The sequence below is a fragment of the Tenacibaculum mesophilum genome, from assembly GCF_003867075.1.
Classification (GTDB): domain Bacteria; phylum Bacteroidota; class Bacteroidia; order Flavobacteriales; family Flavobacteriaceae; genus Polaribacter; species Polaribacter mesophilus.
The window spans coordinates 1,147,536-1,168,341 of record NZ_CP032544.1; the positions used below are offsets into that span (position 1 = coordinate 1,147,536).

A 20,806-nucleotide genomic window follows, 5' to 3' on the forward strand; every position below is an offset into this window, starting at 1 on the left:
AATACTGAAGTTTGGTTATATATTTAAAATTTTTTCTGTCATCAACGGACCTAATTCAAAAGAGCTATCTAATAACTCTTCTTTTAAAGCCATAGCTTTATCATTAATTCCATTTGCTTTGTAAATTTCAGCTATATGATACTGTATTTCGGGCTCGAAAGTTTTATCTACTACATATGTATTAATTACTTCTAAAGCTTTTTTAAAGTCTTTATTTTTGTAATAATACCAGGCTAGTAAATCGTAAGATTGTGGCGTAGACCTACTCTCAATTTCTTTTTCGATGTATGATAACGCACTAGATGTGTCATTAAATTCTTCTAAATATAATTTAGCTAAATGCTGATTATACATTACACCATATGAGCTATTTTTTACAGCCGATAAATATACCTCTATATTACTTTCTTTTATTGTTAAATTATTCTTAAACTCGGCTATCTCTGCCTTTAATAAATAGTAATCTGGAGAAGAATGTTCGTTACTTATGATATCTAAAATTCGGAGTGCTTCATCTGGATTTTTATCATGAGAATATACTATCCAAGCAATACCTTTTTTTGCATACGCGTTACTGTTATCTAGTTCTAATGCTTTTAAATATAATTTATAAGAATCTTTTATTTGACCATTATGTCCATAAAAGTCAGCTAAGTTAGTATAACTCCATGCTTTTAAATCTTTATTTTTAGCTTCTTCTGCTTTTTTCATGGCCTTTTCCATAAAACGAATTGCTGAAGATAAGTCTCCTTTATAATCATGCCATTTAGAAACTCTTATTAGATAATCAAAGTCAGCATAATTTTCAATTTCTGCTAAGTATTCTGAAGCTTTTTCAGGTTCTCCTAACTCTAAATAAACATCAAACAACATTTTTTGAGTAGCATTTAGGTTTTCTCCATTTACTTCTGCTTTTTTTAATAATTCTAACGATTCTTTAAATCGATGTTGAGAAATATAGTTTCTTGCTAATGATCGTAAATGTGAGGCTTTGTTATAATTTGTTTTTTGATTGATTTTTAACAGCTTTTCTTCAGCTTCTATCAAATAAGAAATATTTCCTTTTTCTGAGAAAAGTAATGAATTAGCCTTTGCTATTTTACTTAAATATGGATACTGCGTTGGCTGATTGTTTAGTTTTTTCTGCCAAAAATCTAGTTCTTTTTGAGCTAACGATTCTGAAGTGGTGGTTGTACTTTGTAGATATTTATTATACTCTTCTTGGTTAGCTACCTTTGTTGTTTTTGAAGTTGTACAACTTAGTATTGTGCTGCTTAAAATAGCACAAATAATTATTTTTATAGTTTTCATTTTAGAAGGATTTTTAGTTAATAATTTGTTTAAAAATTGGTTGCTAAAAAGCAACCAATTTTAACCCCAGGAGGTTTAGTCTCCCCATTTTACCAAGGACTTGCTAAATATGGAAAAGAACTTAAGAAGTCTTTATCATTTCCATCTACCTGATCATCTGATAATGTAGGATTTTCAGAAAAGTCCTCGCCTCCGAAAATCAATAATAATTCAACGGTAATTACATCATCTGCTAAAGCTCTACCTGTTAACACATTTGTTCCATCATAAAAAGTTGTTGTTCCATCTAATGAAACGGTTAATACATCGGTAGCTAAAACACTCGCAAAAGTTGCTGCATCTAAACCTAATGCGTTGGTATCTCCGTCATTTGCATATGCTGGGCTTAACGCTTTTAAATTTGTTTCAAACATTGCAGCAAAATTTGCTCCTTGTTCTGACGGTATTGTTACATTAAACGCATCTTTCATATCGCTATTTACAAATACTGTATTTACTGCTGGTCTACCCATTTGGTCTTTTTGCATGTAACTTCCCGAGAAGTCAATAGAAGCTATTGGCGGCATGTTATTATCATCATCACTACAACTTGCTAAGGCAAAGATTGATAGAATTGAAATTGCTAAAATTTTTATATTGTTAAGTTTCATGTCTTTGAATTTTAAAGTTGATTGATTTTTACTGCTTCGTTTTAGTTTCTACCCAAGTATTAATAGTACCTGAGCCTCCAATCATAGATTTTGGCACCTCTACTACTACTGATAATACATTTGTTCCAGCAAAAGTATCTGCTCCTGGATCGTTAAAACCACCTGCATTTCCAGCTATAATTTCACCGTATTGTGCAAAATCCATAAAGAAAGGATCGTCTCTAGGCCCTGCAAAAAATTGCATTCCTCCCTTACTACCAATAATAGCACTAGATCCATAAGGAGTTATAGAAACCCCATATTCTGTTCCATCTTGAGGTAACGTACTAGTTAAACCAGTAGTTGATGGATTGTATGGACCAAAAAAGTACATTTTACCATCTCTAGGAATTGCTTGAATTACCAAGTCTTCAACATTATCACCAGTATTATCAATATTAAACTCAATTAATACATTTTCATCAAAACTTGCTGCTGCCGTAGCTGAAGGACTTAGTAATCCTTGAATATTTGCTGCAAACACAAGATTGCTCGTATTTTCTCCTTGAAAAGCGTAAAAGTCTGTAATATCACTTGAGCCTCCTGTTACATCTGGAGCATCAATGTGATCGGCTGCTAATAAGACTAAACCTATTAATGCTAAAGCACCGGCTCCAATAATTAATTTCATTTTTTTCATGGTTGTAAATTTTAAAGTTAATTACTCATTCTACCTTACTTACGAAAAAATGGTGATGACGGTTTTTATTTTTTTAACTTTTTTTTATAAAAGATTCATAAGTCTTAATTTTACTAGGTATTTGATGATTATTTTTTTTATAATCTTTCTCCTACTCTCCTCTTTTTTAAAAATGAATGTTTATTTTTGAGTACTATGGCAACTATATTAATTACAGGAGGAACTGGCTTAATCGGAAAAGAGTTAACAAAAAGGTTAACTAGTAAAGGGCATGTGGTTAACATTCTTACCAGAACTCCAAAAAAGAGTAACGAATTTCGTTGGAATGTTAAAGAAGGCTTTATTGATAAAGATGCTTTTAATAATGTAAGTTATATTATTCATTTGGCAGGAGCTGGAATTGCTGATAAACGTTGGACTAATGAAAGAAAAAAAGAATTGATTGATAGCCGTGTAAAAACAGCTTCTTTACTATTTAATAAAATACAAGAGTATCAAATATCCATCAAGAAATTTATTTCTGCTTCTGGTATTGGATATTATGGAGCAATTACTTCTAATAAAATCTATACAGAAAATGATAAACCTGAAAATGATTTTATCTCTAAAATTTGTGTAAAATGGGAGAATGCTGCTCTTCAATTCGAACAAATAGATATTCCTGTAACCATTTTACGAACTGGTGTTGTACTTTCTAAAAATGGTGGTGCATTACAAAAGATGAATACTCCTTTGTTTCTATCTGCCTTAGGAAATGGTAAACAGTATATACCTTGGATTCACATTCATGACTTATGTGAACTGTATACAAAAGCGATAGAAGACAACGGTTTTACTGGAGTTTATAATGCTGTTGCTCCCGAACATCAGACTAATGAAAGTTTTACAAAGCTACTAGGAAAGGTTATTAATAAACCTGTACTTCTCATGAATGCTCCTTCATTTATTTTGAAAATAGCTTTAGGTGAAATGGCTTATATCTTATTAAAAGGAAGTAGGATTTCCTATGAGAAAACAAGTAATGCTTATAATTTTATTTTTTCAAACTTAAATACTGCTTTAACCAATATTTATAATGAATAACAAACTTCAAAATCCTGTTTGGCATTCGTTGTGTGAAACACATGAAAAATTTGCTATTAATTATAATAGTGTAAAGTTTTATAATCCTACTATTTGTCCTTTTGGTGCTTTTACTGAGGCTTCAAAAACAACTTATGCTCTAAATGAATATGCAAAGCTTACGGATAAATTCTTTTTAGTTTCTGAAAATAAAACACCTACTTATGACAAAGACAAAATTCTTCTATACAAAAAGATTGATGGTTGCCAAATGATACTTGAAGACTTAACTGATTTTGATATTATTGAAGAAATAATTCCGTTAACTGAAGAACATGTTGATGAAATTTATAACCTTGTATGGTTAGTAATGCCTGGTTATTATAGAAAAAGAACTTTTGATATGGGAAAGTATTTTGGGATTTTTAAGGATAACAAACTTGTTGCTGTAACTGGACAACGTATGCAAACTGATAGCTTTATTGAAGTTAGTGCTGTAGTTACTCATCCTGAACATACAAGAAAAGGATTGGCTAAACAACTTTCTCAACATGTTACTAAAGAAATTTTAAAAGCTGGAAAACATCCTATTTTACATACTAATAAAGGAAATCCTGCAATTAAGCTTTATGAAAAATTAGGGTATCGACTAACACGAGATATGAATTGGTGGTATTTTCATAAAAAATAAGAGTTCTCAATAAACTCCTAGATTCTTCAAGCAAGCCTTAATATTTGGTAAACTGTACTCTCAAAATGTATCAATAAAAATATTAATAGTTAAATAATCAACATAGTTGAAACAAAAAGGCTTAGGTAAATACCTAAGCCTTTTAAAATATTATTTCTTCTTTCTTAAAAATCTTGATTTACATCCCAAGATTCTAAAATTTCTTTTAATGTTTTTATAAACATACCACCTAAAGCTCCATTTACTACTCTATGATCATAAGAATGTGATACAATCATCTTATGACGGATTCCTATAAAATCTCCTTCTGGAGTTTCAATTACTGCAGGTTTTTTAACAATAGCTCCTAAAGCTAAAATTGCTACTTGAGGTTGGTTAATTATTGGTGTACCTGTAATACTTCCAAAGCTACCAACATTCGTTACTGTATAAGTTCCTCCTTGAATCTCATCCGGTTTTAACTTATTAGCACGAGCTCTAGTAGCTAAATCATTTACTTGCTTTGTCATACCTACCAAATTTAACATATCAGCATTTTTAATTACTGGTACAATTAAATTTCCGTCAGGTAAGGCAGCTGCCATTCCTAAATTTACGTTCCCTCTTTTAATAATTTTATCTCCATCAACAGAAATGTTTATCATTGGATGCTTCTTTATTGTAGAAGCAACAGCTTGCATAAATATTGGTGTAAATGTTAACTTTTCTCCTTCTCTTTGTTGGTAGGCTTTTTTAACCTTATTTCTCCAATTAACAATATTAGTTACATCAATTTCAATAAACGATTGTACGTGTGCTGATGTTTGAATAGAGTCAACCATATGTTTAGAGATTAATTTCCCCATACGACTCATTTCTATAATTTCATCTTGACCACTTAACGAAACAGGAGTTGGCGCTGGTGCTGACTGAGGTACCGATTTCTTTTCTGTTGAAGCTGGAGCTACAACTTCTGGCTGACTTCCTCTGTTTTCTAAATATGATAAAATATCATTCTTAGTAACTCTTCCTTCTTTGCCAGTTCCTTTTATGTTTTCTAACTCTTCAACAGATATTCCTTCTGTTTGCGCAATACTCTTAACTAATGGTGAATAAAAACGATCGCTTGATGAAGTATCAATCGTAGTCGCTACTGTTTCTTTAGCTACTTCAACAGTTTTCTCTACAGCAGCTACAGTTTCTGGTTTAACTTCTTCTTTCTTAGACGCATCAGCTGTTGCTCCTTCCTCTCCTTCTGTTTCTATAATTGCAATAGTTTCACCTACTTGCACAACAGCATCTTTTTCAAATAAGATTTCAACTAAAGTTCCTTCAACTTCACTAGGTACTTCGCTATCTACTTTATCTGTAGCTACTTCAACAACGGTATCATCTATATCAATAGTTTCTCCAACTTCTTTTACCCAAGAAGTTATTGTTGCTTCTGCAACACTTTCGCCCATTTTAGGCAACTTCAATTCGTATCTAGCCATAGTGTATAATTTTAAACGCTTGCGAAGTTACTAAAAAGCAACGATTTTTTCATGGTTTTATACGTTAAATATTTTTGATTTTTTCTTTACCAATTAAATTATCCTCAATTCAACTATAAAAAACAACAAATAGATTATTGTTATCTCTATAAAAAGAGAATATCATTACGAATAATCTAATATCTAATTAAACTATTGTTTCTTTACTCAAAATTCTATTTTTGAACTCTTTAACCTAATTAAAATTATTAAGCACTATTTTATTTTTAATATTAATTTTCTATCTAACAAAAAAAGACAAAACTTTATCTGTTTTGTCTTTTTTCCTTTGTATTTATTTTAAAAGAAATGTTTACACCCAATTTTTAGGTTTTGTCAATACCTCTAATAATTTTGCTTCTTCAGAACCTTCTTTTGGATGGTGATTATATTTCCACTGTACTGTTGGTGGTAAACTCATTAAAATACTTTCGATACGTCCATTGGTTTTTAAACCAAATAAGGTTCCTCTATCGTGTACTAAATTGAACTCTACATAACGACCACGACGAACTTCCTGCCAATCTTTATGCTCCTGAGTGTGGGCAGTGTCTTTTCTTCTCTCAACAATAGGTACATAGGAGTTTAAAAAGCTATTTGCTACTTCAGTTACAAAATCATATCGATCTTGCATAGAGAACTCTTCTGTTTCTTTTAAATAATCAAAGAACAAGCCTCCTAAGCCACGTGCTTCATTTCTATGCGGATTCCAAAAATAATTATCACAAGTTTCTTTGAACTTTGGGTAAAAATCTGGATGATGCTTATCACAAGCTTCTTTACATATCTCATGAAAATGTATTGCGTCTTCTTCAAATAAGTAATACGGAGTTAAATCTTGTCCACCACCAAACCATTGGGTAACAATATTTCCTTCACCATCATACATTTCAAAATAACGCCAATTAGCATGTACTGTAGGTACAAATGGATTCTTCGGGTGAATTACCAAACTCAATCCACAGGCAAAGAAATCTCCACTTTCTACTCCAAACTGCTTTCTTAATGCTTCTGGTAACTCTCCATGTACTTTAGATATATTTACGCCACCTTTTTCAAAAATATTCCCATTTTCAATTACACGAGTTCTACCTCCTCCTCCTTCAGCACGCTTCCATAAATCTTCTTGAAACTTAGCTTTACCATCTATTGCTTCCAGTTTTGATGTTATGGTATCTTGTAATTCTTGAATGTAGGCGTAAAATTGTTCTTTCATGTGTTTGTTTCTATTGACGTGCAAAAGTACTTATTCTGGTAATTTTTTAAGCTGTATTTTCTTAATAGTTTCTGTAGTAGCTGCGGTTACTGATAGTGGTAATACCAAAATTACTCCGATAACAGGAATTAATAAAAACAACATAAATACCACTCCATTTCCTATAGCTAACCCTTTATTTTCTTTTACAAAATTGATACTTTCTCTGTATTTAAAATGACGTTCTAAGGTATAATCCATATTTCCAAAACCGGCATAATATGCTTGCATTAAAAACAGTAATATCGTTGAAATAATACCAATTACAGGAATAAAACCTAATAATAAGATAGGGATTGTCAATAAGAGCTCTCTAGTTAAATTTCTAAGGTTTATTCGTATACCTCTAATTAATTGCTCTTGAAAAGAAGTTATTCTATGTGTATGGTCTTCTCCTCTAAGATGATCTTCAATTTTTTCTGAAACTGGACTCATAAAAGGCGCAGATAAAGCCATTACAATATGTTTATACAATACCAAACCTATTACCACAATAAGTAATCCGCTTATAAAAGTACTGATAACCTCAAAGGTTTCTTTACCAAACTCCCATTTCCAGAAATTGGCTACATAATGACCAATATTATCTGAAAATGTATAGGCCATAAAACCAATAAACGTTGCTGTTAATAGGCTTATAAACATTGGAATAATAAAATACTTCCATAGCTTTAGTTTTGAAATCATTCCGAAAGCACCAAAATAGGCTTTAATTCCTTTTACAATATTTTGTATCATATCTTTTTTTGTGTGAAAATAAAAAACCTCTTTCAATAAAGAAAGAGGTTACTAGTAATATTATTTCAAATGATTTATTTTAATATTGGTGCTAAAAAATCTTCAAAGTTTTTGGTATTTATTTCGTTAACTTTATCCCAACCTACTTCTTTTGTTGGTGTTGCAGCTCCTCTTTTAACATTAACAAACTGTTTGTCTTTACCTATTAAGTATGCTGTTGGGTAGTCTAACTTATGAACAAACCCACTGATATCTAAAAATCCTTTTTGAACTTTATCAATATCTCTTGCAGGAACAAGCTTAATTCTCTTATCTAACTTTTCAGCCATTCTTTTAACTTTAGCTTCCTTATCCCAGAAAATCATAATAAACTCCAATTGATTATTATATTTTTCTACCATTTTGTTTAGGGCTGGTACATCTCCCCAGCAAGGAGCCGACCAAGTAGCATTAGCTATCAATACAATTGGCTTGTTAATTTTGTCTGTACTTACTGTTTTACTGTCAATTGTAGTAAAGTTATAATTTAACAAATAAGAGCCTTTAATGCACTTATCAATCAAACCTTCGGCACTTTCTTCTACACAATTGTTTACTGCAAAATTGTAATACGTTTTATTTTGTGCGAAAATAACAGTCGTTAAAAAACACATCAAAACAAAAGATAATTTCTTCATTTTTAATTATTTAAAAGGGGTTATCTGTCGGCTTTATACTCTTTTACCGCATCTATAAATGCTTTTGCATTCTCTATCGGTATATTTGGTAAAATTCCGTGCCCCAAGTTAACAATATATTTGTCTTTACCAAACTCATTTATCATTTGGTGTACCATCTTTTTTATTTCGGCTGGTGGAGACAATAATCTTGAAGGATCAAAATTACCTTGTAATGTAATATTTCCTCCTGTTAAATAGCGTGCGTTTCTTGCTGAACACGTCCAGTCTACTCCTAAAGCTGAAGCATTTGATTGTGCCATTTCATGTAAGGCAAACCAGCATCCTTTACCGAAAGCTATTACTGGTGCATCATCTTTTAATGCTTCTATTATTTGATTAATGTATTGCCATGAAAACTCCTGATAATCTGTTGGAGATAACATTCCTCCCCAAGAATCAAAAACTTGTACAGCATTCACACCTGCTTTTACCTTTTCTTTTAAATAAGCAATTGTGGTATCTGTAATCTTCTGAAGCAATTCGTGTGCCAAAACTGGTTGCGTAAAACAAAATTCTTTTGCCTTATCAAAATTCTTAGACCCTTGTCCTTGTACAACATAACATAAAATTGTCCAGGGAGACCCTGCAAAACCTATCAATGGTATTTCATCATTCAGCTTTTCTTTAGTTGCTTTAATAGCATCCATTACATAGCCTAATTCTTCATGAATATCAGGTATAATTACACTATCTAATCCTTTTTTGTCTCTTACAGGGTTTGGTAAATAAGGTCCAAAATTTGGTTTCATTTCCACTTCAATATTCATTGCTTGTGGAATTACTAAAATGTCTGAGAATAATATTGCAGCATCCATTCCGTATCTACGAATTGGTTGTACTGTAATTTCTGATGCTAATTCTGGAGTTCTACAGCGTGTAAAGAAATCGTACTTTTCTCGAATTTCCATAAACTCTGGCAAATACCTTCCTGCTTGACGCATCATCCATACTGGTGGACGATCAACTGTTTCTCCTTTTAATGCTCTTAAAAATAAATCGTTTTTTATCATGTCTATCTGTACGTCATTCTTCCTCGTAATGACAATTATTTATTCTACATTTTTGATACTGCTTCCATCGACTTATCAATGGCATTAGCTATCTCTTGAATATCTTTTTCTGTTAATGCTGATGATAAGAACCAAGCTTCAAACTGACTTGGAGGTAAAAACACCCCATTTTTAGTCATTTCCCAAAAGAAAGTTGCATATTTCTTCGTATCTGAAGTTTGTGCTTCTTCAAAGTTGGTTACTTTTTTATTAGTAAAGAATGGATTAATCATCGAACCAAATCGGTTAACTGTAATTTCAACTCCGTGCTTTTTTGCTGATTCTAGTAAGAATACCTCAATAATTTGAGCTATCTCATTGAACTTTTCGTATGGATTTTGCTTCTTTAATTCTGTTAAGGTTGAAATTCCTGCTGCCATGGCAATTGGGTTACCACTTAATGTTCCTGCTTGATACATTCCTCCTAATGGGGCTACTGTTTCCATAATTTCATTACGTGCTCCATAGGCTCCTACTGGAAAACCTCCTCCAATTACTTTTCCTAAACAAGTAATGTCAGCTTCAACACCTAATATTTCTTGAGCTCCCCCAAACTTAGAACGGAAACCTGTCATTACCTCATCAATAATTAATAAAGCTCCTTTTGAGTTTACGTACTCTTTTAATTCTTTTAAGAAGTCATCTTGTGGAGTTACTACTCCCATGTTTCCTGCGATAGGTTCTAAAATAACTCCTGCAATATCATCATGAGCTTCAAAATGTGCTTTTACACTTTCTAAATCGTTGTAATTTGCAATCAAGGTATTTTTTACAGCCCCTTCTGGTACTCCTTTACTACCTGGTAAACTCAACGTAGCTAAACCAGAACCTGCAGCTACTAATAAAGCATCTTGATGCCCGTGATAACAACCTGCAAACTTTATAATTTTATCTTTTCCTGTAAACGCTCTCGCTAAACGAATTCCGCTTAATACCGCCTCTGTACCAGAATTTACAAAGCGTACTTTATCCATTCCCGGGAAAGCATCACAAACAATTTTTGCTAATTTAATTTCACCTTTTGTTGATGCTCCAAAAGAATACCCATTTTTCAACGCTTTTCTAATAGCTTTTTCTACTTTTTTATGGCGGTGTCCTAAAATCATTGGACCGTAAGACAACACTAAATCAATGTATGAATTATTATCTACATCAATAATCTTACTTCCTTTCGCTTTTTTTATGAATAAAGGATTCCCTCCTACGGATGCAAATGCACGCACTGGTGAATTTACTGCTCCTACTAAGTTTTCTAATCCTTTGTTATATAATTCTTGTGATTTCTTAAAGCTCATTCTTCGCTAATTATTAGTTGTTAATTATGAGTTTTTAGTTGATTAACTCATTTTTTAATTATCTATTTAAAACTCTAGCTGCTTCTTTGGCAAAATAGGTTATGATAATATCTGCTCCAGCTCTTTTCATAGAAAGTAAGCTCTCCATCATTACTTTTTCACCATCAATCCAACCTTTTTCGGCTGCTGCTTTTACCATTGAGTATTCTCCACTTACATTATAGCAAGCAATAGGTCTATCAAAATTATTTTTTAAATCTCTTATGATATCTAAATACGATAGAGCTGGTTTTACCATTAAAATATCTGCTCCTTCTTCATCATCAAAAGTTGCTTCACGTAAACCTTCATCTCTATTAGAAGGGTCCATTTGATACGTTCTTCTATCTCCAAACGACGGTGCTGAATCTACCGCTTCTCTGAAAGGTCCGTAAAATCCTGATGCGTATTTTACAGAATATCCCATGATTGGTAAGTTCGCAAAACCTGTATTATCTAACGACTCACGCATCATAGCTATAGCACCGTCCATCATTCCTGATGGTGCTACCATATCTGCTCCAGCTTTCGCATGTGATACGGTTTGTTTTGCTAAGTTAACTAGAGTTGCATCGTTATCTACATCATTATCGTGTATAACTCCACAATGACCATGACTTGTATATTCACAAAAACATACATCAGTAATTACATATAAACTTGGGTAATTCTTTTTTATGAATCGGATAGCTTGTTGCATAATTCCGTTATCATTCCAAGTTTCAGTCCCTTCATCATCTTTTTTAGATGGAATACCGAATAACAATACTGCTGGAATTTTTAAAGCTACAACTTCATCTAATTCTTTAGAAATAGTATCTAATGAATAACGATTGATTCCTGGCATTGATGGAATTTCGGTTTCAATGCCTGTTCCTTCTTCAATAAATAATGGGTATACAAAATCATCTACCGAAAGCTTATTTTCTCTAACTAATCGACGGATGTTTTCTGTTTTTCTTAGTCTTCGTGTTCTAAACATTAATTTTCTTTTTAAAAGTTTAAGGGGTAAATCTTTTACTTTTATTAATTTCTTCTTCTATTTGAGACAAATACACCTTATCATAGTGATGAGTGTATGGATCATTTAATAAATATCCTTCTTCAAATAACTTCTTTGCTTCTAATATTATTTCTTTATACTTATTGAGGTTATTCTTTTTTTTATAACACATTGCTATGTAGTACCTATTATCTGCTAAATTATTATTCTCCTTTTGCTTCATAAGGTTACTTAAAGCTCTATTATAATTTCCTTTTTCGAAATACAAAACTCCTAGATGAAAATAGTTGTACAGATCAGGTTCTTCGTTATTATCTTTTAAATAATCCTCTATTATTTTAATTGCCTTATCTTTTTTTCCAACTGCTTTATAACAAATTGCTTTTGCTATTCGTAAATGATAGTCTCCATTTTGACAGTAACCTATATCATCTTTTATAATTTTTTCATATTGTTCTATATCTTTTATAGCTCCTTTATAATCTCTAAAAAATTGATATCTACACCATCCTCTATAACCTAAATGCATTTTAGGATTTAATTCTACAGCCTTGTCAATTAATGGTTTCCATGATAAAAAATCTCCACTTTTTAAATATGCAATTGACTTAGCCCAATAAGCTTTATCATAAGTAGAATCTATCTGTATGGCTTCATCTAATAATTCTTGATACTCTTTGGTGAACTGATAAAATTGATAGGCTTCTTTTTGTTTTTTACAAGCCTCATATTTTTTAATCTCCCCTTCCCATTTGTATGCATTGCAGTTTTGAGTAAAAGCATTACTCGCAAAAAAACTTAACAAACATATTATAATAGATCTCATGGTAAAATTTCAATAAGGTTTCCTTTTTCAATTTTAAATATCAAGTATTGATAATAATCTATTTCTCTATCTCGACCATCTTGTTTTGTTTTCCAGCCATTTAAGCTTTGAGTTAACATCAATAGCTGATTAGTGATTCTATTATCAAAAGTAAATTGTTCGTAGTTATTATTCATTTGTATAACTCTAAACCTGCCTGTTTCTCCTTTACAGTTAACAATGAAACGAATCCTTATCAATCCGCTTTCATCCACTTTTATATGAGTATACTTTTTTTTAAATAAATTTTCTATTTCTCTTTTACTTCCTTTATACTCTAAACCTTTGCCATTATTGAAGTATTGAAATATTTTATCATTTCCGTTGCATGGAATAAAACTTGGACTGTCTAACTTTACATCATAACCAATATCTCCTATTTGACGTGGATATATAAGTTTTTCTGTCTTTTTATTTTTACAGCTAAAAAGAAACAAAAAACACATAAAATAAAACATTCCCTTCATTTCTATTCCTTTACAAAATGTAAATTAACCAACTCCAAAACGCTTTCTACTGTTGGTAATTTTGCTATTTGTACTTCTTTAAAATGTTTTTTTGCTTCGTTAGCAGTACTATCTCCAATACAAAAGGCTATTTTATCTGCAGTATTTTTTTCCATGTAACTCTCTACTGTTGATGGGCTATAAAACAACACTCCATTTACCTTTTCATTAACTTTTGCTGGACTATACGTTGTTTTATAAGCTTCTACTTCATTTACAGTAATGCCCTTTGCTTTTAAGATAAGTGGTAAAGTATCTAAACGTACATTACTACAAAAATAAGTTACCTCCTGCCCTTTTAATTCTTTTGATAGATAATCAGAAAGTTTCTTAGCATTTCTTTCTGAGTGTGTTACTTTTCCTATACGTTGTTCAATTAACTTTTTGGTTCTTCTACCAACACAATAAATATTTTTAAATTGTAATTCATCTGAAGTAAATGAGTTTAGTAATGCTTCTACTCCGTTTTTACTAGTAATAATTACATTTTCTATTTCTTCCTTAACTACTTTAGGAGCAATTCTATTAAAACGAATTTTAATAAAATCACTATCCTGAACATTCATGCTTGTTGGTAATAGTTTTTTTTGTGCTTCTGATAGTTTTTTTGTCGAATAGATTGAAAACTGTTTTTCAATTCCTTCGTCTTCCATCATAATTAGCTTCCCTCCTTTATCTATCACGTAATTCGCACAATCTTTTGCTATATATTTATGTTTTCCTACTTTTACTTTCTTGCTAACTTCAATTTTCTTTTTACCATCTCTACTTAGTAAAACTCCTTTAAAGTTAATTTCTTCTTCTTTCTCATTTATAAAAGCTAATGCACCAATAGGTGCTGTACACCCTCCTTCTAAACGATTTAAAAACTCACGCTCTATACCTGTACAAATTTCAGTGTCTTTATCATTTAGGTTAGCACAAATTTCTTTTATTTCTTGATTTTCATCTAAAGCTGTAACCATTATAGCTCCTTGTGCTGGTGCAGGAATCATCCAAGACAAATTAACAGCTCCTTTAGGTCTTAAACCTACACGTTCCAATCCTGCTGCTGCAAAAATAGCACCGTTCCAGTCATTACTTTCTAACTTTTGCAAGCGTGTATTTACATTTCCACGTAAACCCTCTACCTTGTGAGTTGGATAACGATTTAACCATTGGGCTTTTCTACGTAAACTACCTGTAGCAACTACTCCGTTGGGTTGCGCCATAAACTCTTCATTGTCCTTTAACAACAATATATCGTTATAATTAGCACGTTTTAAAACAGCTGCTTGTATAATACCTTCTGGCAATACTGTAGGAACATCTTTCATAGAATGTACTGCAATATCAATGTCGTCATTCAACATAGCGATATCTAAATTTTTAGTAAAAATCCCTGTAATTCCTAATTCATAAAGGGGTTTATCTAAAACTAAATCACCCGTTGCTTTAACGGGGATTAATTGAGTTTGATGGCCTAATTCTTCTAAAAGTTTTTGAACTTTTCTTGCTTGCCACATAGCCAATTGGCTATCGCGGGTACCTATTCTAATTATCTTCTGCATGGATGGTTTCTAAATTTGCTCCAAACACTTTAGCCATTACTTCAATACTTGTATTTACCGAAGTTTCTTCGTCTTTTAAGTGTTTAACAAACTGTGTGGTTATTTTTTGAATAAATCTTGATGTTAATATTTCTGCCTGTTCTTCATCAAAATTTTTAATTTTCTTCTTATGGAAGGCTATTTCTCCTTGTTGAATATTTTGTAATGATTCTTTTAAAGCAGTAATTGCTGGCGTAAATCTTCTATGATTTAACCATTCTTGAAATTCTTGGTTATGAGTTTCAATAATCGCCTCTGCTAATGGTACTTCTTGTTGGCGTATTGCTAATGTTTCATCAGTTATTTTGGAAAGATCATCTATATTTACCATTGTTACATTCTCTAAACCTGCCACTTCTTTTGACACATTTGCTGGCATTGATAAATCTAAAATCAACAATTCCTTATCTGTTGAAACATGTTCTTTTGTAACCGTAGGAAAACTTGCTCCTGTAGAAACAATTAGAACATCACTATTTGAAACCTCCTTTGCTAAATTTGCATATGACGCTTTTCTAATAGAATTATGTTCTTTTACAAATGCTGAAGTCTTTTCTTCAGTTCTATTAATTAAACTTACCGATTTATTTTGTGTGTATTCTGCTAGGTTTTTACAGGTATGTTTTCCCATTTTACCTAATCCAAATACTAAAATATTTTTCGAGTTGTAATCTGGTAAATTATTAATTAAGTATTGAACAGCTGCATATGATACTGAAGTGGTACCTGAACTTAACTTAGTTTCATTTTTAACTCGCTTGCTTGCTTGCATTACATGGTTCAACAAACGCTCAAAATAAGCATTTGTAGTTCCTACTTCTTTAGCTTGTTTAAATGCCTGACGCAACTGCCCTACTATTTCGTAGTCACCTAAAATTTGGCTATCTAACCCTGTTCCCATTCTAAAAAGGTGGTTAATAGCCTCTTTGTTTTTGTATACGTTTGATACGTTTGCAAATTCTTCTACCGAACCATTTGAGTATTTACACAACATGCTTATTAACTGAAAAGGATGTTCTGCAAAACCACAAATTTCTGTTCTATTACAAGTAGACAACACAAAAATTCCGTCTATACCTCTTTGCTTGGCTTCTTCTAAAAGTTGTATTTGATTTTCTTTAGAAATACTAAATTTCCCCCTAATCAAAGCATCAGCCTTTTTATAACTAACGCCTATATTGTATAAATTATTATGATGTTTGTTTTCTACTATCATTGAGTCTTCTTCAAAAAAGTCGGTCAAAAATATAAATATTGAACAAAAAAAAGTATCGCTAAAAGAACTTTTAATGTCGCTATTTGTTTTTTCACTTAAAAACCCCCTAAAAACTTCTTTAAAAGTGTATTTTTGTAGTAAAATAGACTAGGGAAAACATTTTATTTTAGAACCATTCTAAATAACAAGTTTTACGTAAACCACTAAATTCATGTCAAAAAACATCGCAGAAAGTACATTTAGAGAAATTTCTATAGAAAAAGGTTTTTTTGTCCTAAAATTTCAAAACAATTCTGACCAAACGGAGTTTTTTAAAAGAGATATAGACAACTCATACATACAACTACACTACTGTGTTAAAGGTAATTGTAAGTTTAACTTCAATAACAATAGTTATACTTTTAATGTTTTAGACAAACATTCAATTTTCCTATATAACCCACAACAAGATTTACCTATCAATTTAGAAATACTACCTAAAACCTCTTTGGTTTCAGTTTTAATTTCTATTGAAAAGTTTCACGCTCTTTTCTCTAAAGAAGCTAGTTATATACCTTTTTTAAGTGAAAATAATAAAAATAAAAAATATTACGACAACGCAGAAATAAGTGCTAATGTTTTATTCGTACTTCAACAAATTTTAACAGCGAAAAACCAAAGCTCTATGAAAGACCTTTATATAAAAGGAAAAACATACGAGCTATTGAGTTTACATTTTGACAGCGGTGAAAACACCAACGAAGAATATTGTCCTTTTTTGGTGGATGATCGTGAAGTTTTAAAAATAAGAAAAGCAAAAGATATAATCATTGCTAGAATGAGTGAGCCTCCTAGTTTACAAGATTTATCTAACGAAGTAGGTTTAAACTTAAAAAAATTAAAAGAAGGATTCAAACAAATTTATGGAGATACTGTATACAGCTTTTTGTTTGACTATAAAATGGATCATGCTAGAAAACTATTAGAAAGTAACCAATATAATGTTAACGAAGTTGGTTTACAGGTTGGTTATAGTACTTCTAGTCATTTTATTGCTGCTTTTAAAAAAAAGTTTGGCACTACCCCTAAACAATATGTAATGAGTTTACAACAGTAGAAAAAAATTAAAAACTCATAATCTTAATAAAATGAAACAACTTACTCATTACGATATAGAAAATAACCAACAAGAATTTCCTATAACCATTGTTTGTGATACTATCCGTACTCCTGAAAATATAGGAATGTGTTTTCGAATTTCAGAAAGTTTTGGCGTATCTAAAATATATTTACACGAAAGCTCTCCTTCTGTAGATAATAGAATTGTAAAAAAAACTGCTCGAAATACAATTCAACAAATATCACATAATACGTATAACAATTTCGAACAACTTATCCATCAATTAAAAGAAGAAGGAAACACTATTATTGGAATTGAAATTACCGATGAAAGCATAGATATTAGCGATTACGATTTCTGTACACATTCTAAAATTGTATTACTTTTGGGTAGCGAAAGAAACGGTATAGAAAACATAAATTTAGTAGACGCAACAGTTGCGATACCAATGTACGGAAGAAATTCTAGCATGAATGTAATTCACAGTTTAGCTATCGCATTATACGAAACAACAAATCAGTTAAAAGAAAAGAACTTGAAATAGTATGAAAGGAGTTTTATTAGTAAACCTTGGCTCACCAGAAAGCACAAACCCTAAAGACGTAAAAAAATACTTAGGAGAATTTTTAATGGACGAACGTGTTATTGACGTTCCTTACTGGCTAAGAACATTTATTGTTAAAGGTATTATTTTAAATACTCGTCCTAAAAAATCGGCAGAAGCCTATCAAAAAATTTGGTGGGAAGAAGGTTCTCCTTTAATCGTTTTATCTGAACGTTTACAAAACAAGGTACAAGCAAAAACAGAACTACCTGTTGCTTTGGCAATGCGTTATGGAAATCCTTCAATTAAAAATGGATTACAAGAACTACATGATAAAGGTGTTACAGAAGTACTTTTAGTTCCGTTATACCCTCAATTTGCCATGGCAACTACTGAAACTATTTTGGTATTAGCTGAAGAGTTAAGAAAAGAACTCTTTCCTAACATGAAAATTACCGATGTACCTGCTTTTTACAACAAACCAGAATACATCAAAGCACTATCTAATAGTATAAAGGATTATTTATCTGATAAAGATTACGACCATATTTTATTCTCTTATCATGGAGTTCCAGAGCGTCACATCAGAAAATCTGACATTACAAAATCGCACTGTAACCCTCTCCCAGGAAACTTAAGTTGCTGTAATACATCTTCTGAAGCTCATAAGTATTGCTACCGCCACCAATGTTATCAAACTACTAAAAATGTGATTTCTGAATTAGGTTTAGACGAAAATAAAGTATCAACTTCATTTCAATCTCGTTTAGGAGTAGATCCTTGGTTACAACCGTATACCGACAGAACTATTGTAAATAAAGCAGAAAAAGATGGCATTAAAAAATTAGCTATTGTAACTCCTGCTTTTGTATCTGACTGTTTAGAAACGTTGGAAGAAATAGCTATGGAAGGAAAACACGAGTTTTTAGAAGCTGGTGGTGAAGAGTTCTACACCGTTCCTTGTATTAATGATAATGATGAATGGGTAGATGTTTTAGCTGGATGGATTAATGAATTTCAGTTAACAACAAACAATTAACAGATTACCACGCTTCGCCGGCAATGACACTAAAAATTGTCATTATGAAGAGTGATAACGACGTGATAATCTCTTTCAAGTTATCAGTTAACAAAATTAAAAACTTGTAACTTTACAACTTTCAAACATTAAAACTCATGGATTTTCTATACGTAAAAGCATTACACATTATATTTGTAGTAACTTGGTTTGCAGGATTATTTTACATAGGTCGTCTGTTTATTTACCATGTAGAAGCTGAAAAAAAAGACGAACCAGCCAAGTCTATATTACAAACCCAATACAAGTTAATGTCTAAACGTTTATGGTATATCATTACTTGGCCTTCTCTATTTTTAGCGAGTTTTTTTGCTTTTTGGATGCTATATAAAAATCCTTATTATTTAAAAATGCCGTGGATGCATGTAAAATTAGCCTTTGTATTAGCGCTGTATTTTTACCACGGATTTTGTCACAAAATTTACAAAGAACTACAACGTGATGAGATTAAATACTCACCTAATAAGCTTCGCATGTTTAATGAAATTCCAACTGTAATTTTATTCGCTGTTGTATTTTTAGTCGTTTTAAAAAGTGCTATTAACTGGATCTGGGGTGTGGTAGGAATTATTCTATTTGGAATATTATTAATGATTGGTATTCGTTATTATAAAAAAGTAAGAGCTAAAAAATCGTGGGATAAATACGAACAAGAGTTAATTGAAGAAGATGATAAAAGTTAAAATCATGAACCTTAGAAAACATTAATACTTAAAAAAACAGCTTTGGAGTTCCAAAGCTGTTTTTTTCTACGTTTTGTTATAATTTCTAAAAACCAAAATTACTATTTATATCTTTTTTTACACAATTAACTTTACTACTTTCGTCTACTATTATAAACTCTTAAATTACACTAAGCTGTGAAAAGATTTATTACACTATCAATTTTAACAGCAAGCCTACTTTCTTGTTCTTCAAACGAGAATACTCCTTTGAGTGATGATATTATTATTGGAAAATGGCAATTAATCCGTCAGTATGGTGATGACGCTGATGATTGCACAAAAAAATCAACAATAACCTTTGAAAATGATTTTGATTTAATAATTAACACTTACCTTTCTTTAACAGATGATGAATGTGTAAGCACTGGCACAACTATAGGTAATTGGAACAAAAAAAGCGAAAACCTATATACTTTAGAAAAACAAGGGGTATCCATAGATACCTCAATTAGATTTGAAGACAACAATAATACTTTAATTTTTCTAGAATCGGGCGAAGAAGAACTAGCTTACAGGAGAAAATAATTAGCTTAAAAAGCGGAGTTCGAAAACTTCGCTTTTTTTATCCCTTTATCGATTGTTCAAAAGGTATCCTATTTACAATACTTCGCCCAAGTGTAACCTCATCTGCATATTCTAACTCATCTCCTACCGAGATTCCTCTAGCAATGGTTGATGTAGTTACTCCGTACTTTTCTATCTGTTTGTAAATATAAAAGTTCGTGGTATCTCCTTCCATGGTAGAACTTAAAGCAAAAATCAGTTCTTTAACCTCTCCTTCTTTTACTTTTTCCACTAACGATTCAATTTGTAGATTCTGAGGACCAATTCCTTCAATAGGAGAAATCTTTCCCCCTAACACATGGTACAAACCTCTGTATTGCGCTGTATTTTCAATCGCCATTACATCACGAATATCTTCTACCACACATACAATCTCAGCATTTCGTTTCGGGTTACTACAAATATCACATAGCACTGTATCTGAAATATTATGACACTTTTTACACGATTTTACATCATTTCGTAAATGCGTTAAAGCCTCTGACAAATACTTCGTGTTTTCTTTCGGTTGTTTTAATAAATGTAACACCAAACGAAGTGCTGTCCGCTTACCAATACCCGGTAATCTGCTTACTTCATTTACTGCATTTTCTAATAATTTTGACGAAAAATCCATGC

22 protein-coding genes are annotated in these 20,806 nt (G+C 31.5%); 7 read left to right on the plus strand and 15 right to left on the minus strand.

Annotated elements, in window-relative coordinates:
• Window positions 1-15: 15 nt before the first annotated feature.
• From D6200_RS05180 to D6200_RS15495, 3 genes are all read right to left on the minus strand, one after another.
• Window positions 16-1,311 carry a tetratricopeptide repeat protein gene (locus D6200_RS05180; RefSeq protein WP_073183142.1) on the minus strand — a complete coding sequence of 432 codons (1,296 nt, stop codon included), beginning with the start codon at window positions 1,309-1,311 and terminating at the stop codon, window positions 16-18.
• Between the two features lie 89 nt (window positions 1,312-1,400).
• Window positions 1,401-1,961 (minus strand): DUF4331 family protein, encoded by a 561-nt coding sequence (locus D6200_RS15490; RefSeq protein WP_073183145.1) that lies wholly within the window; start codon window positions 1,959-1,961, stop codon window positions 1,401-1,403.
• Window positions 1,962-1,989: 28 nt separating this feature from the next.
• Window positions 1,990-2,640 carry a DUF4331 family protein gene (locus D6200_RS15495; RefSeq protein WP_073183147.1) on the minus strand — a complete coding sequence of 217 codons (651 nt, stop codon included), beginning with the start codon at window positions 2,638-2,640 and terminating at the stop codon, window positions 1,990-1,992.
• Between the two features lie 195 nt (window positions 2,641-2,835).
• On the opposite strand from D6200_RS15495, the gene D6200_RS05195 reads away from it, so the two are divergent.
• Together D6200_RS05195 and D6200_RS05200 are read left to right on the plus strand one after the other, a co-directional pair.
• Window positions 2,836-3,723 (plus strand): TIGR01777 family oxidoreductase, encoded by an 888-nt coding sequence (locus tag D6200_RS05195; protein ID WP_073183149.1) that lies wholly within the window; start codon window positions 2,836-2,838, stop codon window positions 3,721-3,723.
• Window positions 3,716-4,393 (plus strand): GNAT family N-acetyltransferase, encoded by a 678-nt coding sequence (locus D6200_RS05200; protein WP_073183151.1) that lies wholly within the window; start codon window positions 3,716-3,718, stop codon window positions 4,391-4,393. The genes D6200_RS05195 and D6200_RS05200 overlap by 8 nt, the downstream gene beginning before the upstream one ends.
• 164 nt (window positions 4,394-4,557) lie before the next feature.
• Here D6200_RS05200 and D6200_RS05205 read toward each other — a convergent pair whose 3' ends face one another.
• From D6200_RS05205 to hemA, 11 genes are all read right to left on the minus strand, one after another.
• The gene (locus D6200_RS05205; RefSeq protein ID WP_047789693.1) at window positions 4,558-5,865 is read right to left on the minus strand and encodes a dihydrolipoamide acetyltransferase family protein; all 1,308 of its coding nucleotides are present in this window, start codon (window positions 5,863-5,865) and stop codon (window positions 4,558-4,560) included.
• Window positions 5,866-6,217: 352 nt separating this feature from the next.
• Window positions 6,218-7,120 (minus strand): oxygen-dependent coproporphyrinogen oxidase, encoded by a 903-nt coding sequence (gene hemF, locus D6200_RS05210; RefSeq protein ID WP_073183153.1) that lies wholly within the window; start codon window positions 7,118-7,120, stop codon window positions 6,218-6,220.
• A 30-nt stretch (window positions 7,121-7,150) separates the two neighbouring features.
• The gene (locus D6200_RS05215) at window positions 7,151-7,897 is read right to left on the minus strand and encodes an EI24 domain-containing protein (RefSeq protein WP_047789747.1); all 747 of its coding nucleotides are present in this window, start codon (window positions 7,895-7,897) and stop codon (window positions 7,151-7,153) included.
• 74 nt (window positions 7,898-7,971) lie between these two features.
• Complete coding sequence (locus D6200_RS05220) at window positions 7,972-8,574, minus strand: TlpA family protein disulfide reductase (RefSeq protein WP_082118662.1); 603 nt, start codon at window positions 8,572-8,574, stop codon at window positions 7,972-7,974.
• Window positions 8,575-8,594: 20 nt separating this feature from the next.
• Window positions 8,595-9,626: a uroporphyrinogen decarboxylase gene (gene hemE, locus D6200_RS05225; protein WP_047789690.1), complete on the minus strand. Its 1,032-nt coding sequence runs from the start codon at window positions 9,624-9,626 to the stop codon at window positions 8,595-8,597.
• Between the two features lie 44 nt (window positions 9,627-9,670).
• Window positions 9,671-10,960, minus strand: coding sequence for a glutamate-1-semialdehyde 2,1-aminomutase (gene hemL, locus D6200_RS05230; RefSeq protein ID WP_073183156.1), 1,290 nt, complete (start codon window positions 10,958-10,960; stop codon window positions 9,671-9,673).
• Window positions 10,961-11,018: 58 nt separating this feature from the next.
• On the minus strand, window positions 11,019-11,981 hold the full coding sequence (gene hemB / locus D6200_RS05235; RefSeq protein ID WP_047789688.1) for a porphobilinogen synthase: 963 nt from the start codon (window positions 11,979-11,981) through the stop codon (window positions 11,019-11,021).
• Window positions 11,982-12,000: 19 nt separating this feature from the next.
• A complete protein-coding gene (locus D6200_RS05240; protein WP_073183158.1) occupies window positions 12,001-12,828 on the minus strand; it encodes a tetratricopeptide repeat protein in 828 nt (275 codons plus the stop codon).
• Entirely contained in the window at window positions 12,825-13,334 is a 510-nt protein-coding gene (locus tag D6200_RS05245; RefSeq protein ID WP_073183160.1) for a hypothetical protein, read from the minus strand. Before D6200_RS05245 ends, D6200_RS05240 begins: the two co-directional genes overlap by 4 nt.
• Window positions 13,335-13,336: 2 nt before the next feature.
• Window positions 13,337-14,923, minus strand: a complete 1,587-nt coding sequence (hemC, locus tag D6200_RS05250) for a hydroxymethylbilane synthase (RefSeq protein ID WP_073183162.1) — start codon at window positions 14,921-14,923, stop codon at window positions 13,337-13,339.
• Window positions 14,907-16,178 (minus strand): glutamyl-tRNA reductase, encoded by a 1,272-nt coding sequence (gene hemA / locus D6200_RS05255; RefSeq protein WP_073183452.1) that lies wholly within the window; start codon window positions 16,176-16,178, stop codon window positions 14,907-14,909. Before hemA ends, hemC begins: the two co-directional genes overlap by 17 nt.
• A gap of 211 nt (window positions 16,179-16,389) precedes the next feature.
• On the opposite strand from hemA, the gene D6200_RS05260 reads away from it, so the two are divergent.
• The 5 genes from D6200_RS05260 (at window position 16,390) to D6200_RS05280 (ending at window position 20,149) form a co-directional block, all read left to right on the plus strand.
• Window positions 16,390-17,274: a helix-turn-helix domain-containing protein gene (locus tag D6200_RS05260; protein ID WP_047789684.1), complete on the plus strand. Its 885-nt coding sequence runs from the start codon at window positions 16,390-16,392 to the stop codon at window positions 17,272-17,274.
• A 31-nt stretch (window positions 17,275-17,305) separates the two neighbouring features.
• Window positions 17,306-17,821, plus strand: coding sequence for a TrmH family RNA methyltransferase (locus tag D6200_RS05265; RefSeq protein WP_073183164.1), 516 nt, complete (start codon window positions 17,306-17,308; stop codon window positions 17,819-17,821).
• 1 nt (window position 17,822) lies between these two features.
• Window positions 17,823-18,860 (plus strand): ferrochelatase, encoded by a 1,038-nt coding sequence (hemH, locus tag D6200_RS05270; protein ID WP_073183167.1) that lies wholly within the window; start codon window positions 17,823-17,825, stop codon window positions 18,858-18,860.
• Between the two features lie 137 nt (window positions 18,861-18,997).
• Window positions 18,998-19,582 carry a CopD family protein gene (locus D6200_RS05275; RefSeq protein WP_073183169.1) on the plus strand — a complete coding sequence of 195 codons (585 nt, stop codon included), beginning with the start codon at window positions 18,998-19,000 and terminating at the stop codon, window positions 19,580-19,582.
• Between the two features lie 177 nt (window positions 19,583-19,759).
• The gene (locus tag D6200_RS05280) at window positions 19,760-20,149 is read left to right on the plus strand and encodes a lipocalin-like domain-containing protein (protein WP_073183171.1); all 390 of its coding nucleotides are present in this window, start codon (window positions 19,760-19,762) and stop codon (window positions 20,147-20,149) included.
• Window positions 20,150-20,186: 37 nt separating this feature from the next.
• On the opposite strand, the gene recR is transcribed toward D6200_RS05280, so the two are convergent.
• Complete coding sequence (recR, locus tag D6200_RS05285) at window positions 20,187-20,804, minus strand: recombination mediator RecR (RefSeq protein ID WP_073183174.1); 618 nt, start codon at window positions 20,802-20,804, stop codon at window positions 20,187-20,189.
• Between the last annotated feature and the right edge of the window lie 2 nt (window positions 20,805-20,806).